19 protein-coding genes are annotated in these 16,301 nt (G+C 66.7%); 13 read left to right on the top strand and 6 right to left on the bottom strand.

Annotation, left to right across the window (positions count from 1 at the left end; genetic code table 11):
- The first annotated feature begins 40 nt into the window (after window positions 1–40).
- The 6 genes from AAC067_RS06740 (at window position 41) to AAC067_RS06765 (ending at window position 5,105) form a co-directional block, all read left to right on the top strand.
- Window positions 41–1,411 carry a 3-deoxy-7-phosphoheptulonate synthase class II gene (locus tag AAC067_RS06740; protein ID WP_339930801.1) on the top strand — a complete coding sequence of 457 codons (1,371 nt, stop codon included), beginning with the start codon at window positions 41–43 and terminating at the stop codon, window positions 1,409–1,411.
- Window positions 1,412–1,413: 2 nt separating this feature from the next.
- Window positions 1,414–1,995: a prephenate dehydratase domain-containing protein gene (locus tag AAC067_RS06745; protein WP_339930803.1), complete on the top strand. Its 582-nt coding sequence runs from the start codon at window positions 1,414–1,416 to the stop codon at window positions 1,993–1,995.
- 245 nt (window positions 1,996–2,240) lie between these two features.
- On the top strand, window positions 2,241–2,999 hold the full coding sequence (locus AAC067_RS06750) for a chorismate mutase (protein ID WP_339930805.1): 759 nt from the start codon (window positions 2,241–2,243) through the stop codon (window positions 2,997–2,999).
- A 101-nt stretch (window positions 3,000–3,100) separates the two neighbouring features.
- Window positions 3,101–3,736 carry an SPOR domain-containing protein gene (locus tag AAC067_RS06755; RefSeq protein ID WP_339930807.1) on the top strand — a complete coding sequence of 212 codons (636 nt, stop codon included), beginning with the start codon at window positions 3,101–3,103 and terminating at the stop codon, window positions 3,734–3,736.
- 117 nt (window positions 3,737–3,853) lie between these two features.
- The gene (locus AAC067_RS06760; protein WP_339930809.1) at window positions 3,854–4,681 is read left to right on the top strand and encodes a division plane positioning ATPase MipZ; all 828 of its coding nucleotides are present in this window, start codon (window positions 3,854–3,856) and stop codon (window positions 4,679–4,681) included.
- A 4-nt stretch (window positions 4,682–4,685) separates the two neighbouring features.
- A complete protein-coding gene (locus AAC067_RS06765; protein ID WP_339930811.1) occupies window positions 4,686–5,105 on the top strand; it encodes a molecular chaperone DnaJ in 420 nt (139 codons plus the stop codon).
- A 5-nt stretch (window positions 5,106–5,110) separates the two neighbouring features.
- Here AAC067_RS06765 and AAC067_RS06770 read toward each other — a convergent pair whose 3' ends face one another.
- A complete protein-coding gene (locus tag AAC067_RS06770) occupies window positions 5,111–6,496 on the bottom strand; it encodes a serine hydrolase (RefSeq protein WP_339930813.1) in 1,386 nt (461 codons plus the stop codon).
- 278 nt (window positions 6,497–6,774) lie between these two features.
- Here AAC067_RS06770 and phaP point away from each other — a divergent pair, with 278 nt between their 5' ends.
- Complete coding sequence (phaP, locus tag AAC067_RS06775; RefSeq protein ID WP_339930815.1) at window positions 6,775–7,266, top strand: TIGR01841 family phasin; 492 nt, start codon at window positions 6,775–6,777, stop codon at window positions 7,264–7,266.
- A 64-nt stretch (window positions 7,267–7,330) separates the two neighbouring features.
- Here the strand turns inward: phaP and AAC067_RS06780 are convergent, their stop codons facing one another.
- Entirely contained in the window at window positions 7,331–7,819 is a 489-nt protein-coding gene (locus AAC067_RS06780) for a nuclear transport factor 2 family protein (RefSeq protein WP_339930817.1), read from the bottom strand.
- Window positions 7,820–7,991: 172 nt separating this feature from the next.
- Between AAC067_RS06780 and clpS the strand changes: the two genes are divergently transcribed.
- Window positions 7,992–8,324 (top strand): ATP-dependent Clp protease adapter ClpS, encoded by a 333-nt coding sequence (clpS, locus tag AAC067_RS06785; RefSeq protein ID WP_300444052.1) that lies wholly within the window; start codon window positions 7,992–7,994, stop codon window positions 8,322–8,324.
- Between the two features lie 12 nt (window positions 8,325–8,336).
- Complete coding sequence (clpA, locus tag AAC067_RS06790) at window positions 8,337–10,643, top strand: ATP-dependent Clp protease ATP-binding subunit ClpA (RefSeq protein ID WP_339930819.1); 2,307 nt, start codon at window positions 8,337–8,339, stop codon at window positions 10,641–10,643.
- A 73-nt stretch (window positions 10,644–10,716) separates the two neighbouring features.
- Here clpA and AAC067_RS06795 read toward each other — a convergent pair whose 3' ends face one another.
- Window positions 10,717–11,022, bottom strand: a complete 306-nt coding sequence (locus AAC067_RS06795; protein ID WP_339930821.1) for a CsbD family protein — start codon at window positions 11,020–11,022, stop codon at window positions 10,717–10,719.
- A gap of 143 nt (window positions 11,023–11,165) precedes the next feature.
- Here AAC067_RS06795 and AAC067_RS06800 point away from each other — a divergent pair, with 143 nt between their 5' ends.
- Window positions 11,166–11,762, top strand: coding sequence for a DUF4287 domain-containing protein (locus AAC067_RS06800; protein WP_339930823.1), 597 nt, complete (start codon window positions 11,166–11,168; stop codon window positions 11,760–11,762).
- Here the strand turns inward: AAC067_RS06800 and AAC067_RS06805 are convergent.
- On the bottom strand, window positions 11,754–12,899 hold the full coding sequence (locus AAC067_RS06805) for a GNAT family N-acetyltransferase (protein ID WP_339930825.1): 1,146 nt from the start codon (window positions 12,897–12,899) through the stop codon (window positions 11,754–11,756). The two genes, AAC067_RS06800 and AAC067_RS06805, sit on opposite strands and share 9 nt — an antisense overlap.
- A 157-nt stretch (window positions 12,900–13,056) precedes the next feature.
- Window positions 13,057–13,515: a RidA family protein gene (locus AAC067_RS06810; protein WP_339930827.1), complete on the bottom strand. Its 459-nt coding sequence runs from the start codon at window positions 13,513–13,515 to the stop codon at window positions 13,057–13,059.
- Between the two features lie 229 nt (window positions 13,516–13,744).
- Here AAC067_RS06810 and AAC067_RS06815 point away from each other — a divergent pair, with 229 nt between their 5' ends.
- The 3 genes from AAC067_RS06815 to AAC067_RS06825 all read left to right on the top strand — a co-directional run bounded on the left by AAC067_RS06815 (window position 13,745) and on the right by AAC067_RS06825 (window position 14,971).
- Entirely contained in the window at window positions 13,745–13,993 is a 249-nt protein-coding gene (locus AAC067_RS06815; RefSeq protein ID WP_339930829.1) for a hypothetical protein, read from the top strand.
- Between the two features lie 181 nt (window positions 13,994–14,174).
- A complete protein-coding gene (locus tag AAC067_RS06820; RefSeq protein ID WP_339930830.1) occupies window positions 14,175–14,516 on the top strand; it encodes a hypothetical protein in 342 nt (113 codons plus the stop codon).
- Between the two features lie 98 nt (window positions 14,517–14,614).
- Complete coding sequence (locus AAC067_RS06825) at window positions 14,615–14,971, top strand: hypothetical protein (RefSeq protein ID WP_339930832.1); 357 nt, start codon at window positions 14,615–14,617, stop codon at window positions 14,969–14,971.
- A 22-nt stretch (window positions 14,972–14,993) separates the two neighbouring features.
- Here AAC067_RS06825 and AAC067_RS06830 read toward each other — a convergent pair whose 3' ends face one another.
- On the bottom strand, window positions 14,994–16,247 hold the full coding sequence (locus AAC067_RS06830; RefSeq protein ID WP_339930834.1) for a DNA polymerase IV: 1,254 nt from the start codon (window positions 16,245–16,247) through the stop codon (window positions 14,994–14,996).
- Window positions 16,248–16,301 lie beyond the last annotated feature (54 nt).

A 16,301-nucleotide genomic window follows, 5' to 3' on the forward strand; every position in this document is an offset into this window, starting at 1 on the left:
CTTTATTGTCCCGCAACCCTGTCGCGCCTATCTTGGGATCATGAACACGCGCTGGACCCCCGACAGCTGGAGAACAAAGCCCGTCGTGCAGATGCCGACGGACTATCCGGACATGGACGCCCTGCACCGGGTCGAGGACCAGCTGCGCGCCATGCCGCCGCTGGTTTTCGCCGGCGAGGCGCGCCGCCTGACGACGAAACTGGCCCAGGTCGAGGCCGGAGAGGCCTTCCTGCTGCAGGGCGGCGACTGCGCCGAGAGCTTCAAGGAATTCTCGACCGACAATATCCGCGACACCTTCCGCCTGATCCTGCAGATGGCGGTGGTCCTGACCTTCGCCGGGCGCAAGCCGGTGGTGAAGGTCGGCCGCATCGCCGGCCAGTTCGCCAAGCCGCGCTCGTCCAGCGTCGAACAGATCGGCGATGTCGAACTGCCCAGCTATCGCGGCGACATCATCAACGGCATGGGCTTCACGCCCGAAGAGCGGATCCCCGATCCGCAGCGGCTGATGAAGGCCTACAACCAGTCGGCCTCGACCCTGAACCTGCTGCGCGCCTTCGCCGGCGGCGGCTATGCCGACCTGTACAACATCCATCGCTGGACCCTGGGCTTCGCCGACAACGGGGCCGGCGACAAATATCGTGAGCTGGCCGAGAAGATCACCGAGGCCCTGGCCTTCATGGAGGCCGTCGGCGTCACGCCCGAAAGCCACCCGGACCTCAGCCGGGTCGAGGTTTTCACCAGCCACGAGTCGCTGCTGCTCAATGTCGAGAGCGCCCTCACAAGGCTGGATGGCGGCTCCGGCGAATGGTTCGACACCTCGGCCCATATGCTGTGGATCGGCGAACGCACCCGTCAGCTGGACGGGGCCCATGTCGAATTCATGCGCGGCATCAGGAATCCGATCGGCGTCAAATGCGGGCCGACGATGGAGGCCGACGACCTGCTGGCCCTGATCGACGTGCTCAATCCCGACAACGTCCCCGGTCGCCTGACCGTGATCGGCCGGTTTGGTCACGACAAGGTCGGCCTGCGCCTGCCGGGCCTGATGCGGGCGGTCAAGGCCGCCGGCAAGCGGGTGGTCTGGTCGATCGATCCGATGCACGGCAATACGCTGAAGGCCGCCAACGGCTTCAAGACCCGGCCGTTCGACCGTATCCTCAGCGAGGTCCGTACCTTCATCGACGTGGCCGAGGCCGAAGGGGTCCACCCCGGCGGCGTCCATCTGGAGATGACCGGCCAGAACGTCACCGAATGTCTGGGCGGGGCCCAGGCCGTGACCGAGGACGAGCTGTCCAGCCGCTACCACACCCATTGCGACCCGCGCCTCAACGCCGATCAGGCGCTGGAGCTGGCCTTCCTCGTGGCCGAACGGCTGAAGTCCGGGCGACAGTCCCGCTCGGCGGCGGCCTGATCATGGCCGGTGACAGCCTGGCCGGGACAGACACCGTGCCGGGTCGGGTCGCCTATCAGGGCGCGCCGGGGGCCTTCAGTCATGAGGCCTGTCTGGACCTGCGTCCGTGGGACGAGGCCGTCGCCTTCGACAGTTTTGCCGGGGCGCTCGACGCCGTACGCTCGGGTGACTGTGGCTGTGCCCTGATCCCGGTCGAGAATTCCATCATCGGGGCCGTCGAGCCCGCCGCCAGCCTGGTCGCGGCGGCGGACATGGCCGTGGTGGCCGAGGTGTGGCGTCCGATCCGGCTGGCCCTGATGGCTGTGCCCGGCGCGCGCCTGTCCGACATTCGCACGGTCGAGAGCCATCCCATGGCCCTGCTTCAGTGCACCGCCAACCTGGCAAGTCTGGGCCTGACAGCGGTCGAGGGCTTCGACACCGCCGGCGCGGCCCGGACCGTGGCCGAGGCAGGGGACTCCAGCCGCGCCGCCGCCGCACCGGCCCGGGCGGCCGAGGTCTACGGACTGTCGATTTTGCGCAACGATCTGCAGGATAGCGCCGATAATCGCACACGATTTGTCCTGCTGAGCGCTCATAGCGGTTGACGGCGCACGGATGTTGCGCGCTTGGTGGGTCCATGGCCCCCTCGCACGACATCGCTGCGATCTCTCTCGACCGCGTTTTCGCGGCCGACGGCCTGTATTACGGCTTTTACGGCTTTCGATACGCCGGCTGAGGCGTCGGGCTCCTTGCAGTCCTGACCCACTCGCCGGCGACCGTCCCACGAGGGCGGCGGTGTCTCTCGCAATCCATCGATCAGCCGTTTGAAAGTCTTTCCGTGCCCCAGTCCATGCTTCAGAAACCGCTCCCCGCCGTCCTGACCGCCGCCACCATCTCGCCTGAGCAGATGGCCCTGTCCGCCCTGCGCCACGAGATCGACCATCTCGACGACGAAATCCTCGCCCTGTTCGAACGTCGCCTGGCCCTGGCCTCGCGCGTCGGTGCCGCCAAGGATGCCCCGACCGGTCCCCACACCAAATTGCGTCCCGACCGCGAGCAGGCAGTGATGGCGCGGATGCTCGATGCCGCCAAACCCGAGAGCCGTGAGGCCGTCGCCGGCCTGTGGCGCGAGATCGTCGGCTGGGGTCTGGCCCGTCAGGGACGGCTCCAGGTCCAGGTCTGGTCGCCCAGTGAACCGGCCCGCGCCTTCGACGGCGCACGACTGCGCTTCGGCCGGGCCGCCCAGCTGCGCATGGTGCGCGACCCCGAAGCCGCCCTGGCCTTCGCTGCCGAAGGCGGCGGTGTCGCCGTCCTCGCCATCAACAACGACAATCCCTGGTGGGTCGGCCTGCGTCGCGAATGGGCCGAACTCAGTGTGTTCGACGGCTTCGGCGGCCCGACGACGCCGACGGCGCTGGCCGTGGGCAAGGTCGATCCGACGGCCCTGCCGGCCGGACGCCGGGTCGTGGTCAGCGTCGGCGGCGACGCCGGTGACGGTGGCGGAGCCCGCCGCTGGGGCCTGCATACCCACCACGGCTGGAGCCTGGCCCTGACCGAGGCCCTGCTGACCCCGGGCGATGCCGAGGGCTGTGTCGGCGCGATCGGCTGACACCGGGGGCGGGCAGCCTCGGCCATGGTTACCGCATTAACCTTCGGCCTTAAGTCTGTTCGTCAACCGGCCCTCAAATCTCGCCGTGCAAGGGTCATCTCATGATCCCTGCGCCCCTGTTCCGTTCCGTTCTGGCCGCTGTCCTCGTCTCGGGGCTCAGCGCCTGTGGTGCCGTCGAAAGCGATCCCCATCGCTTCGAGAATCTGGCCAACCGTATCGCCGCCATTCCACTGGATGGATCGCGGGCTCCAAAGGCCGTGCCTTCGGCCCGCGAGCTCGGCCTCAGGCCGGCCCAGCCCGCGTCCCTGCGGGTCGAGATCATGGATCCGCACGAACTGTGGGACGCGCGTGATGGCGGCCTTGATGGTCTCGTCGACCGCGCCGCCCCTGTCGTCGCCCGTGCCGTGGTCCAGCAGGTCTCGACCCGGGTTGCCGCCTCGGCGGCCGAGGCGGGACTGCGTCCGGCCCTGAAGCCCGCGCCGGTGGCGCGGCCGGTGCCGACCGGCCTGATCCAGCTCGGCGCCTATTCCAGCGAGGACTCGGCCCGTCTGGCCTGGGCCCGGCTGACGGCCAAAGCCGATTCCGGCGTCCTGACCGGTCTGGCTCCCGTGTTCGAGGGGGTCGATGTCGACGGCCGTCGACTCGTGCGGCTCAAGGTCGCGGCCCCCGCCGGTGCCGCTGCCGCCGTCTGCGCCGCCGCCCGAATCGACGATCCCTGGTGCCGCCGCAACACCTGACCGGCGCAATCCACAGGACGCGCTTAACCTTTCGTTGACGCCGCCCCCGCCCGCCGCGACTCTGCCCGCGAACCGCCTCATGTTGAGTCGGCGATCACAATCGGGATCGTGAACCTAATGGCTGACCCTCAGGTCATCGTCGTCGGCAATGAAAAGGGCGGGGCGGGCAAGTCCACCCTGGCCATCCATATCGCCACAGGCCTGCTGCACGCCGGACGGCGTGTGGCCATCATCGATCTGGACCTGCGCCAGCGGTCGATGGCGCGCTTTTTCAGCAATCGCGCGGCGTGGATGGCCGCCAACGGCCAGGTCCTGCCGATGCCGATCGAGCCGGAGATGGGCGACGGCAAGTCGCTGGCCCGTGCCTCGGAGGAGGACCAGATCGCCAGTTTCGACCGCGCCTTTGCCGAGGCTCGCGCCCGGGCCGACGTTATCCTGATCGACACCCCCGGCGGCGACACCGCCCTGTCGCGTGCCGCCCACGCCCGCGCCGACCAGATCGTCACGCCGATGAACGACAGCTTCGTCGACTTCGATCTGCTGGGTCAGGTCGACCCGGTGACTCTGGAACTGCAGAAGCCGTCGATCTATTCCGAGAGCGTCTGGGAGGCCCGCAAGCAGCGCGCCGTCGAACGTGGCGGCTCGATCGACTGGATCGTGGTCACCAACCGTCTCGCCGTGGCCGAGGCGCGCAACCGTCGGCGTCTGGCCGACAAGCTTCAGAAACTGGCCAAACGCGTCGGTTTCCGCATGGGACCGGGCCTGCGCGACCGGGTCATCTACCGCGAGCTGTTCCCGTTCGGTTTGACCGTGGCCGACCTGTCCGCCGAGATCCGGCCGGTCAAGGTGTCCCTCGCTCATGTCGCGGCGCGTCAGGAGATGCGCAACCTGATGAAGGCCCTCGGCCTGAACGAGGTCGTGACCGCCCTGGACGCGGCGGCGTGAAGCCATGGGCCTGATCTGGCTGGCGCTGGCGGGTATCGCCGTCTGGGCGCTGGCGCGACTGGGCCGACAGACCGAAGGGCCCCGACGGGGTCACTGGCGGGTGACGGCCACACTGTTGAGTGCCGCGCTTCTGGCCGGCGGTACCCTGGCCCTGTCGCGCGGTGCCTGGCTGCCGGCCGCGGGCCTGCTGGGGGCAGGCCTGTGGCTGGTGCTGAGTTCGCGTATCCGGGCGGCCGTTGCGCGTACCGAACCGATGAGCGCGGCCGAGGCCCGGTCGGTGCTGGGTGTCGATACCGACGCCACACCCGAGCAAATCCAGTCAGCCTGGCGGCGTCTGATGGCCCGGGCCCATCCCGATCAGGGGGGCAGCGAGGGATTGGCGTCGCGGGTGAACGCGGCGCGTGATCGGTTGCGGAAAGGCTGAGCCCCTTATTCCGGCCGCACCACCATACAGGTGACCCGACGTTCAGCCAGGGCGGCACAGGCGGTCTGGGCCCCATCCTCACTCAGGCCGGTGAAGCGCGACCGGTACCAGCCGGCGGCCGTCTGGACCGAGCGTTCAGCGGTGGCGAACTGACTGCGGAAGCGGCGATTGACCTCGACCAGCCAGTCGCTGGCCACGGTCTCGTCGCGGAAGGCCCCGACCTGGACCGCCCAGCGGCCGGCGGGAGAGGCGGCCGGGGTCGCACGCACCGGCGCGGTCGAGGTCGTGCGACGCGATGGTCGGGCTCCGTTGAGGGTGGCGGTCAGATCCGGAGTCGGTGCCAGTTCGGCCTGAACGATCGGCGCGGCCATGCGCGCGGCCAGGGCCGGGGGCGGTGCGGGTGAGGGCGTATAGGCGACAGCCGTGACCCCGTCCTCGTCGCCGTCACTGTCAACGGAGGCATAGACGACCGTGCTGGCGGAGTTGTCGGTGCTGATGCCGAAACCGCGCTGCTCGAAGAAGGTCTGGGCGATCTGGATCGGCTGGCCACGGTCGCGCAGGCGCTCCAGCTCAAAGCCCGTATCCATCAGCTCGGCGACATGGGCGTTGCGCGAGGCGGTGGAGCGGCCGCCGAGGACGATGGTGATCAGACGTCGGCCATCGCGCACGGCCGACGCCGCCAGATTGTAGCCTGAGGCGTTGGTGTAGCCGGTCTTCATGCCGTCATAGCCCTGGCCCGTCGCCAGCAGCCCGTTGGTGTTGCGGTATTGGCGGCCCTGGTAGCTCCAGTCATGGAAGCCCAAATAGCGATAGTACTGCGGGTAGTCGCGCATCACCGCCCGGGCCAGGATCGACAGGTCCCGCGCGGTCGTCAGCTGTCGGCTGTCGGGCAGGCCGTTGGGATTGACGTAGCGGGTCTGGGTCATGCCCAATTCTTCGGCCTTCAGCGTCATCAGGGCCGTGAAACGTGCTTCGGTGCCGCCGATATGTTCGGCGATGGCCACGGCCATGTCATTGGCCGAGCGCACCGCCGTGGCATGCATGGCGTCGTCCAGTGTGATCGTCTGCCCGGCGGCCAGACCCAGTTTGGACGGCGGTTGCGAGGCGGCGCGTGGCGACACGGTGATCACGTCATCCAGTTTGACGCGCCCTTCGGACAGGGCCTCGAAGGCCATGTAAAGGGTCATCATCTTGGTGATCGAGGCCGGATAGCGACGGCTGTCGGCATAGCGGGCGAACAACACCTCACCCGTCGCGGCGTCGACGACAATGGCGGCATAGCGGGCGTTCTCGGTCGACTGGGCCACGGGTGGCGCACCCGTAGCCGGCGACAGCGTAAGAACGGACAGGGCCAGGATTGCGATCAGGCCGCGGCGGAAAATTGCGATCATCGGCAAGCGATGCCTCATTACTATGGCGTGGTCGCGACCGCCGGACGCGTCGCTGACAAAAACTAGCATGCAGCCTCCGGGTTTCGTGGCGGTTAACAAGGAGTCAACGGAGATTTGAACACCAGCCCCCATCGTTCAGCCTTGAAATGGTGCGGCGCACAATGTCTCTTGACGAACGTTCGCAGGTGCACCATATGAACGCTGTGGTGATCGACAAGGTCGGTCATCGAGATATCAAACAGGCGGCCCCGCCGCGATCAGCTTCAGGAGACTTCCCCATGGCCGACAGCGCCGAAACCGTGAAAAAAACCGTCGAAACCGCAACCGCGACCGTCAAGGCTCAGGCCGACAAGGTCCAGGCGAGTGCCAAGCAGGCCCAGGCCGCCGGTGCCCAGGCTTTCCGTGAAGGCGTCGACAAGTCGGTCGCCTCGCTGACCGAGCTGAATGCCCAGAACAAGAAGAACCTGGACGCCGTCGTCGAGTCCGCCACGGCCGCCCAGCGCGGTGCCGAGGCCCTGTCCTCGCAGACCCTGGCTTTCAGCAAGAAGTCCTGGGAAGACGGCGTCGCCGCCGCCCAGAACATTTCCAAGGCCCGTTCGGTCCAGGAGCTGGTTGAGCTGCAGACCACCTTCGCCAAGTCGGCGATGGAAACCTACATGGCTGAAATGACCAAGATGACGGACGTTCTGACCGCCTCGGTCAAGGACAGCTTCAAGCCGATCAACGAGCGCGTCAGCGCCTCGGTCGAGAAGTTCCAGGCCGCCCGCTAAGGCGACTTGCGCTACAAGTTAGCGTTTCGAGAGGCCCTCCGGAGAAATCCGGGGGGCCTTTTCGCTATTCGACCTCGGCGTGGTCGATGCTGAAGGCGCGGGCCACGCGCCAGTGTCCATCCTCCAGCCGCCACAGGATCGAGAAGCGCGCCCGTCCGACCAGATGCTCGGGCCCGTTGCCCTGGCGTTCGTAGAACAGGTGACTGCCTTCCTCCACCGCGCCAATGCCGGGGATAGGGTAGACCTGCAGGGTGCCGGGCACGAGTTCCCGACGCGAGCGAAAGGCGTCCGCAGCCTGTTTGCCGGAGCAATCCTTCGCATAGTCATCGACGAAGGCCGCGCGGGTCGCAGTCAGCCCGCCGCGGTCATGATAGAATTCTATGTCCTCGGTGACGAGATCCGCCAGGGCGTCTGGGTCGCACTGGTCGAACATCACGCTGAAAATGGCGGTGTCACTCGCTGTGATGACTTCGGTCAACACCGGTTGTTCGGGGATCACGACCGGCTGGGACTGCAGCAGGAGCAGGCTGGCGAACAGGACGGTAAAGGGCATTGAAACCTCCGCCGACGACAATGCGGCTTGCCTGGTAATACCGGGTCGGGGATGCCCGAACCCGTGAAACTTCGGTCATGAACCCTTTGTCACGCAAGCTGTGACTGGACGCATCTTCAATTCAGGCCATCATCACCTATCTGAGCTACCTACTCCCCGATACGGATCAAGAATGCCTTCCAAGCGGCCAGGTGAACGACAAGGCGATGGCTTCGGCTCCGCCACCGTCACCGAAACAAAGCCCAAGCTTCAGAAGCCCTCGCTCTACAGGGTGCTGATTCTCAACGACGACTACACGCCGATGGAATTCGTGGTCTACGTGCTGGAACGGTTCTTTCAAAAGGACCGCGAGGCCGCGACTCGCATCATGCTGCATGTGCATCAGCATGGTGTCGGGGTGTGCGGCGTCTTCACCTACGAGGTGGCCGAAACCAAGGTCGCCCAGGTGATTGAAACCGCGCGCCGCCACCAGCATCCGCTGCAATGCACGATGGAAAAAGACTGAGAGGATACCCTCATGCCCTCATTTTCACGTCCTCTCGAAGAAACGCTTCACCGCGCGGTCAGCTACGCCAACGAGCGCCGGCATGAATACGCCACCCTCGAACACCTGCTGCTGGCCCTGATCGACGACCCCGAAGCGACCGGGGTGATGACCGCCTGCAATGTCGACCTGGTCGCCCTGAAGACGGCCCTGACCCTTTACGTCGACACCGACCTAGCCGCCCTGGCGACCTCGGACGGCGAGGACGCCAAGCCCACCGCCGGCTTCCAGCGGGTGATCCAGCGCGCCGTGATCCATGTCCAGAGCTCCGGCCGCGAGGAGGTGACCGGGGCCAATGTGCTGGTCGCCATCTTCAGCGAGCGCGAGAGCCACGCCGCCTATTTCCTGCAGGAGCAGGACATGACCCGCTACGATGCTGTGAACTTTATCGCCCACGGCATTGCCAAGAAGGCCGGGGCCGCGGAGGTCCGCACCGGCAAGGGCGGCAGTCCCGAGGATTCGGAGGACGCAGCCACCGTCAAGTCGGGGGGGGAGGCGCTCGAAGCCTATTGCGTCGACCTCAACGAGAAGTCGCGTCAGGGCAAGGTCGACCCCCTGATCGGGCGTCAGGCCGAGGTCGATCGCTCGATCCAGATCCTGTGCCGGCGGACCAAGAACAACCCCCTGCTGGTCGGCGAGCCGGGCGTCGGCAAGACCGCCATCGCTGAAGGGCTGGCGCGCAAGATCGTCAATCACGAGGTCCCGGACGTGCTGGAAGGCGCGACCATCTATTCGCTCGACATGGGGGCGCTGCTGGCCGGCACCCGCTACCGCGGTGATTTCGAGGAGCGGTTGAAGCAGGTCGTCAAGGAGCTCGAGAACCACGAGAACGCCATCCTGTTCATCGACGAGATCCACACGGTGATCGGCGCGGGGGCGACGTCTGGCGGGGCCATGGACGCGTCCAACCTGCTGAAGCCGGCCCTGGCCTCGGGCAGCCTGCGTTGCATGGGCTCGACCACCTACAAGGAATATCGCCAGCATTTCGAGAAGGACCGGGCCCTGGTCCGGCGCTTCCAGAAGATCGACGTCAACGAGCCGACGGTCGCCGATTCCATCAAGATCCTGCGCGGCCTGAAGAGCTATTACGAAGCGCACCATAAGCTGCGCTACACCGAGGCCGCCGTCCGCTCCGCCGTCGAGCTGTCGGCGCGCTACATGACCGACAGGAAACTGCCGGACAAGGCCATCGACGTGATCGACGAGGCCGGGGCCAGCCAGATGCTGCTGCCGGAATCCAAGCGCAAGAAGGTCATCGGCCAGAAGGAGGTCGAGGCCGTCATCGCCAAAATGGCCCGCATCCCGGCCAAGTCGGTGTCCAAGTCGGACACCGAGGGGCTGAAGAAGCTGGAGACAGACCTGAACCGGGCGGTGTTCGGCCAGTCGTCGGCCATCGAACAGGTGGCGGCGGCGATGAAGCTGGCCCGTGCCGGGCTGCGCGATCCGCAGAAGCCGATCGGCTCCTTCCTGTTCGCCGGTCCCACCGGTGTCGGCAAGACCGAGGTGGCCAAACAGCTGGCGTCGACCCTCGGCATCGAGATGCTGCGCTTCGACATGTCGGAGTACATGGAGCGGCATACGGTCAGCCGGCTGATCGGGGCCCCTCCGGGCTATGTCGGCCATGACCAGGGCGGCTTGCTGACCGACGCTGTCGACCAGCATCCACACGCCGTGGTCCTGCTGGACGAGATCGAGAAGGCTCACCCCGACGTCTACAACATCCTGCTGCAGGTGATGGACAACGGCATGTTGACCGATGCCGTCGGCAAGAAGGTCGACTTCCGCAATGTCGTGCTGATCATGACCACCAATGCGGGGGCGGCGGACAATGCCCGCGCCTCGATCGGCTTCGGCCGCGGCAAGGTGGAAGGTGAGGACGACAAGGCCATCCAGCGCCTGTTCGCGCCGGAGTTCCGTAACCGCCTCGACGCCATCGTCAGCTTCAAGCCGCTGGCCGCCGAGACCATCCGTCTGGTGGTGACCAAGTTCGTGCTGGAGCTGGAAGCGCAGCTGGCGGACCGCAACATCACCATCGAACTGGCCGACGACGCGGCCGACTGGCTGGCCAAGAACGGCTTCGACGAACTGTATGGCGCACGACCGCTGGCCCGGGTCATCCAGGAACACATCAAGAAGCCGCTGGCCGATGACATCCTGTTCGGTCGTCTGACCCGTGGCGGCCATGTGAAGGTGAAGCTGACCGACGGCAAGATCGTCTTCGACGTCAGCGGCCCCTCGGGCGCACCGGTCAAGGAGCCGGCCGACGAAACCGCTGACTGATTTTCCCGTCTGAAACGACAGGGGCCCGGGCAGTGATGCCCGGGCCCCTTTTCTGTGCGCCGTGCGAAGCGGCCTAGCGGCGGCGACCGGCTCCGGCCAGCAGCAGGCCGACGCCGGCGACGATGGCCGTGGTCAGCAGTGGCTTGCGCCGCGCGAAGTCCAGGCCCGTGCGAGCCGGGTCCTGGAGATCGGAAGGCGCACGCTCAACCAGACGATCCAGCCCGTCGATGGCCTGGCCGTAGATGTCCTGGGCCTTGCCCTTGGCCTGGTTCAGCCGTCCCTTGATTTCGAGCTTGGGATTGTCGGTCAGGGCGCCGAGGCCGGACTGAATCTTGCCGCCGGCCTGAGTGGCGGTGCCTTCGATACGTTGATCGGTCATGGATGTGTCCTTGGAATGGGGAGAAGCCGGGGAGGCTGCCTGATCAGCGCGCGAGGACGGTGCCGGGTTCCCCGAAACCGGGCCTTCAGGGCCTTTTGCCGCAGGCCAAAACGCGCGACAGTCCGGGCAAAGTGGAGAGACCGATGCCCGACCCGGCGATGACCGAGCGACAGAAGAAATGGTTCGCCACCGTCCAGGCCAACCTGGAGGCTAAAACGGGCCGGCCGCTGGCGGTCTGGGTCGACATCCTCAAGGGCTGTCCCGAGACCCGACCCAGGGCCCAGGCCGCCTGGCTGAAGGCCACCCACGGCATCGGGGCCAATCACGCAGCCATGATCCTCGACGCCGCCCGCCCGGCGGACACGCTAGGCTGGAGCGATGCCGAGGGTCTGCGCGCGGCCCTGTGGGTCGAGCCGCGCTCGCTGGCTGCGCTGGAGGCGGTCGAACGGATCGCCGCGAACCTCGACGACGTCGTTATCACCCAACGCAAGGGTTACACGGCCTTCTCCCGGGTCGTGCAATTTGCCGCGATGCGACCGCTGAAGGGGGGAGGGGCCCGGCTGGGGCTGAAGCTGGACCCCGACGAGTCCGAAAGACTGGCGGTCCCGACCCGCAGCGAAAGCTGGTCCGAACGACTGACGGCGGTGGTCGAGATGGACGGCCCCGGCGCGGCCAATGCCGAGCTGGCTGGCCTGTTCGCCCGCGCAGCCGAAAACGGCCGGACGGCAGGATCAGACTGAGCGAAACGGCGACTGGTCCGCCGCCAGTTCGGCGATCCCGGCGGCCACGGCGGGGCGTTCGCCTTCAAGATAGTGGCCCACGGCTTCGCGCAGGCCCGGATGGACGATGTGATGGGCGGACCAGACCGGTGACGGCAGGTAGCCGCGGGCGATCTTGTGCTCGCCCTGGGCCCCGGCCTCGACCCGCGACAGCCCGCGCGCTATGGCGAATTCGATGGCCTGATAATAGCAGAGCTCGAAATGCAGGAAGGGCACGTCGTCCAGCGCCCCCCACTGGCGACCGTACAGGGCATCGCGACCGATCAGGTTCAGGGCCCCGGCAATCGGCTCGCCGTCGCGAAAGGCCATGACCAGGGCGATGCGGTCGGCCATCGTCGCCCCGATCCGGCTGAAGAAGTCGCGGGTCAGATAGGGACGGCCCCATTTGCGCGAGCCGGTGTCCAGATAGAAGGAGAAGAAGGCGTCCCAGTGGGCTTCGGTCAGGTCGGACCCGGTCAGGACGCGGATGTCGAGCCCGGCTTGCGCTTCGCGGCGCTCGCGTCGGATGGTCTTGCGTCGGTTGGACGACAAGGCGGCCAGGAAGTCGTCGAACGTCCCATAGTCGGCATTGCGCCAGATGAACTGCATGTCCAGCCGCTGCAGCAAACCGGCCGCTCCCATGGCCTGCCATTCGGACTCGGTCGGGAAATTAACGTGGAGCGACGAGACCCCCAGTCGCTCGACCAGGGTCAGCGCTCCCTGCAGCAGGGCTTCGCGCACGGTGGCGACGTCGGCGGCGGGATGGGCGAGGAAACGTGGACCGGTAGCCGGGGTGAAGGGCACGGCCCCCAGCAGCTTGGGATAGTAGCGACCGCCGGCGCGTTCGAAGGCGTCGGCCCAGCTGTGATCGAAGACATACTCGCCCTGGCTGTCGCCCTTCAGATAAAGGGGCATGACGCCGAGCACGCTGTTGTCGCCCTCGCGCAGCGTCAGATGGCGCGGGGCCCAGCCCCGGGCGGGGACGGCACTGCCCGAGGCTTCGCAGGCATGCAGGAAGGCGTAGCAGACGAAGGGATCGCCGGTCGGGGCCGCGCAGGCGTCCCAGGCGGCTGCGCCGATGTCGGCGATCCTGTCGTGAACCTGAACCCGGAAACTCAAATCCGCTCATCCCGGCGAAGGCCGGGACCCAGTGCTTTGGGTGAACGGTGCAGCCTTCTGCACTCAGGCACCCACCTTGAAACACCGACGTCAAGCTGGACAGAACTGGGTCCCGGCCTTCGCCGGGATGAGCGGAGTATATGCGCGACGGGTACGATCAGCGCACTTCCACGATGGCGTCCACCTCGACGGCGAAACCCAGCGGCAGGCGATAGACACCGACCGCCGCGCGGGCGTGCCGACCCTTGTCGCCGAACACTTCGACCATCAGGTCGGAACAGCCGTTGATGACCGCGGGAATGGCGGTGAAGTCACCGGCAGTCTGGACGAAGCCGCCCAGTTTGACGACGCGCACGACGCGCTCGAGATCGCCATCCAGCGCGGCCGACATCTGGGCCAGCAGATTGACGCCGCACATGCGGGCTGCGGCCTGGGCCTGCTCGGGCGAGACGTCGTCGCCGACGGTGCCCTTGATGCCGCCGGCGGCGTCGTTCGACAGCTGACCGGAGATGTGGACCAGGTTTCCGGTCCGGACATAGGCGACGTAGTTGGCGACCGCCTTGGCGGGTTCCGGCAGGCTGATGCCGAGTTCGTTGAGGCGGGCGGCGATGGTCATGTTCAGGCTCCGTGAGTGTGCTGCGGACTTAACCCTTCAGGCCGGGTCTGGAAAGACGCCAGCGCGTTGGCACCACCCCCTGATTGTAGTAAGTAGAAGCCACATGCTCAGGAGGTAACTCGTGCGTCATACTGTTTTGATGTCTGGCGTGTTTGCGGTTTCGCTGATGTGGACCGCGAATGCCGATGCGAATTCAGCTATTTCAGCGCCCATACAGGACCCCGGCTCGGTGACGGTGGTCACTGAGGTGCAGGACGTGGAGCCTGCCAAGGTCCCTGAAACAGCCGAGGAAACGGCCTTTCTGGATCAGGTTGTCTGTCGCGCAGCCGGCCGGGCGGCCAGCCGTCTGCGCAGTCGGGCGCGCGTCTGTGATACCCGTCGGGCCTGGCGGGACATGGATGAGGCGGCGGCGGCCGAGACGCGTCGTGTGCAGAATATGGGCCGGTATAATCGGCCCGGAGATCCCGAGGGTCGGTGAAACCGGTGGGCTCCGGGACGACCCGGCACGCGATCGCGCCCGTCGCCCGTTTCCGGCCCCAGACCCCTCAAAGGTTTCGGCTCAGAAGGCAGACCGTAAAATTACGCACCGATGAGGTCGTTGTGCAGTTGTCGCCCGAACATTCGCTGCTAGGATCGCATTGAATTTTTGGAGACTATGAATGCGTCCTGTTCGTCTTGCCGCCGCACTCGCTGCGGTGCCGCTGTTCCTTGCCGCCGCCGCTCAGGCCCAGGAGGCTGACACGTCCCAGGTTCAGACTGCCGCTGTCGCAGTAGCCGAAGTCGCCGCCGCTGCCGAGACGCCGGAGCAGACCGCCACGCTCGACGAGGTCGTGTGCCGGGCCCAGGGCCGTGCCGCCAGCCGCCTTCAGTCGCGCGCCCGGATCTGCAAGACGCGTCGCGAGTGGCGCGTGATCGATGATGAAGCTGCGGCGACGGCTGCCCGGACCCAGAACCGCGACCGATTCAACCCACCTTGCCCGTCCAGCAATCGGCCCCAGTAGGCACTGCCCCCGGCGGGCGGGGCTGACGTGCGTTCGCCGTCAGGCTGGTCAGGTTGGACAATCGGCGGTATTCTGAACGCTCACGTGGGAGTAGAGGAATGACCCGTCACTGCTGTTTGGCCGCGATAGTCGCGGCTTCCACCCTCGGGCTCGGCTCTGCCCTGGCTGCGCCCCAGGTCGCGCCACAGGCTTCGCCCGCGACAACGGCCGATCCATCGATCGTGCCTGATGTCGAGGTCACCGTCGCCATCGAAGAGACGCCGGATCAGACGGCCTACCTGGACCAGGTCGTCTGCCAACGCATCGGCCGCGCCGCCAGTCGTCTGCCATCACGCCAGCGCGTGTGCGATACCCGTCGGGCCTGGCGCGATATGGAGGAGGAGGCGGTGCGGGAGACGCAACGGCTGCTCACCATGAACGCCTACAACAACCGGCCGCGCGATCCCGGTCGCTAGGCCAGGCCGTTATCCGACAGCCTCAGCGCTTCAGCGCCCGGCCCGCGACCACGGCGTCCTTGCCGAATTTGGCGCGCAGGGCGTCGATGGCCGTCTCGGTCTTCAGGGTGCGCGCCTCCGCGTTTTCAAACAGGGATGACGGGGCGTCGACCGCCTCGGCTATCTCGCCCATTCCGACGCCGATCAGCCGGTAGGGGATGCCCAGTTCTGGCGTCATCAGGGCGCGCCCCGCCGCAAACAGGGCCCTGGCCGTCTGCACCGGCTCGGCCAGGCTGACGCGGCGGGTGATGATGCGGAAGTCGGTGCGCCGCAATTTCAGCACGATAACCCGGCTGGACACCCCGTCGCGACGGGCCTTGGAGGCCAGCTTCTCGCACAGGGGCCAGAGTTCGGCCTCGAGGTCTGCAGCGGTCGTCAAATCGTCGTTGAAAGTGGTTTCGGCGCTCATGCCCTTGCGCTCATGCCCGGGTTTGACAGCGCGGGCGTCGCGACCGTTGGCCAGGTCGTGCAGACGCAGGCCGCTCTCGCCATACTGTTTGATCAGATCGCGCGGGTCGGCGGCGGCCAGGTCGCCTATGGTGGCATAGCCGTCGCTGCGCAGGGTCTTCGAGAAGACCGGCCCGACCCCTGGAAGGATGCTGACCGGCTTCGAGCCCAGCAGGACTGCGGCTTCGGACCCAAGCACGGAAAAGCCGCGCGGTTTGTCCAGTTCTGAGGCGATCTTGGCGAGGAAGCGATTGGCGGCCAGGCCGATCGACACCGTCAACCCGGTCTCCGCCTCGATCCAGGCCTGCAGTTGCACTAACTGCAATGCTGGCGGACCGCCGTTCAGTCGTTCGGTGCCCGAAAGGTCGATCCAGGCCTCGTCCAGCGACAGCGTCTGCACCAGCGGCGTCAACCGACCGATCGCATCGAAAATGCGTTTGCTTTCAGCGACGTATTTGGTGAAGTCGGGCTTGATGACGACGGCGTCAGGACAGGCCTTCAGGGCCTTGAACATCGGCATTGCCGAATGAACCCCATACTGACGGGCAATATAGCAGCAGGTCGCGGCCACCCCGCGCCTGCCCCCGCCGACGATCACCGGCCGGTCGCGCAGCTCGGGCCGGTCCCGCTTCTCGACCGAGGCATAGAAAGCGTCGCAGTCGAGGTGGGCGATCGTCAGATCGGCAAGCTGGTCGTGGCTGATGACGCGCCGGGAATCACAGGCCGGGCAACGCGCGCTGCACTGGTCCCCGCTCCACAGGCAGTCGCGACAAATGGCCCGCAGGGGCAAGACGGCGGATCTCCTGTCCAGCTTTCACGTCAACTTAAGACTGGACGGCCCAGA

Origin of the sequence: uncultured Brevundimonas sp., from assembly GCF_963977465.1 — a bacterium.
Lineage (GTDB): Bacteria > Pseudomonadota > Alphaproteobacteria > Caulobacterales > Caulobacteraceae > Brevundimonas.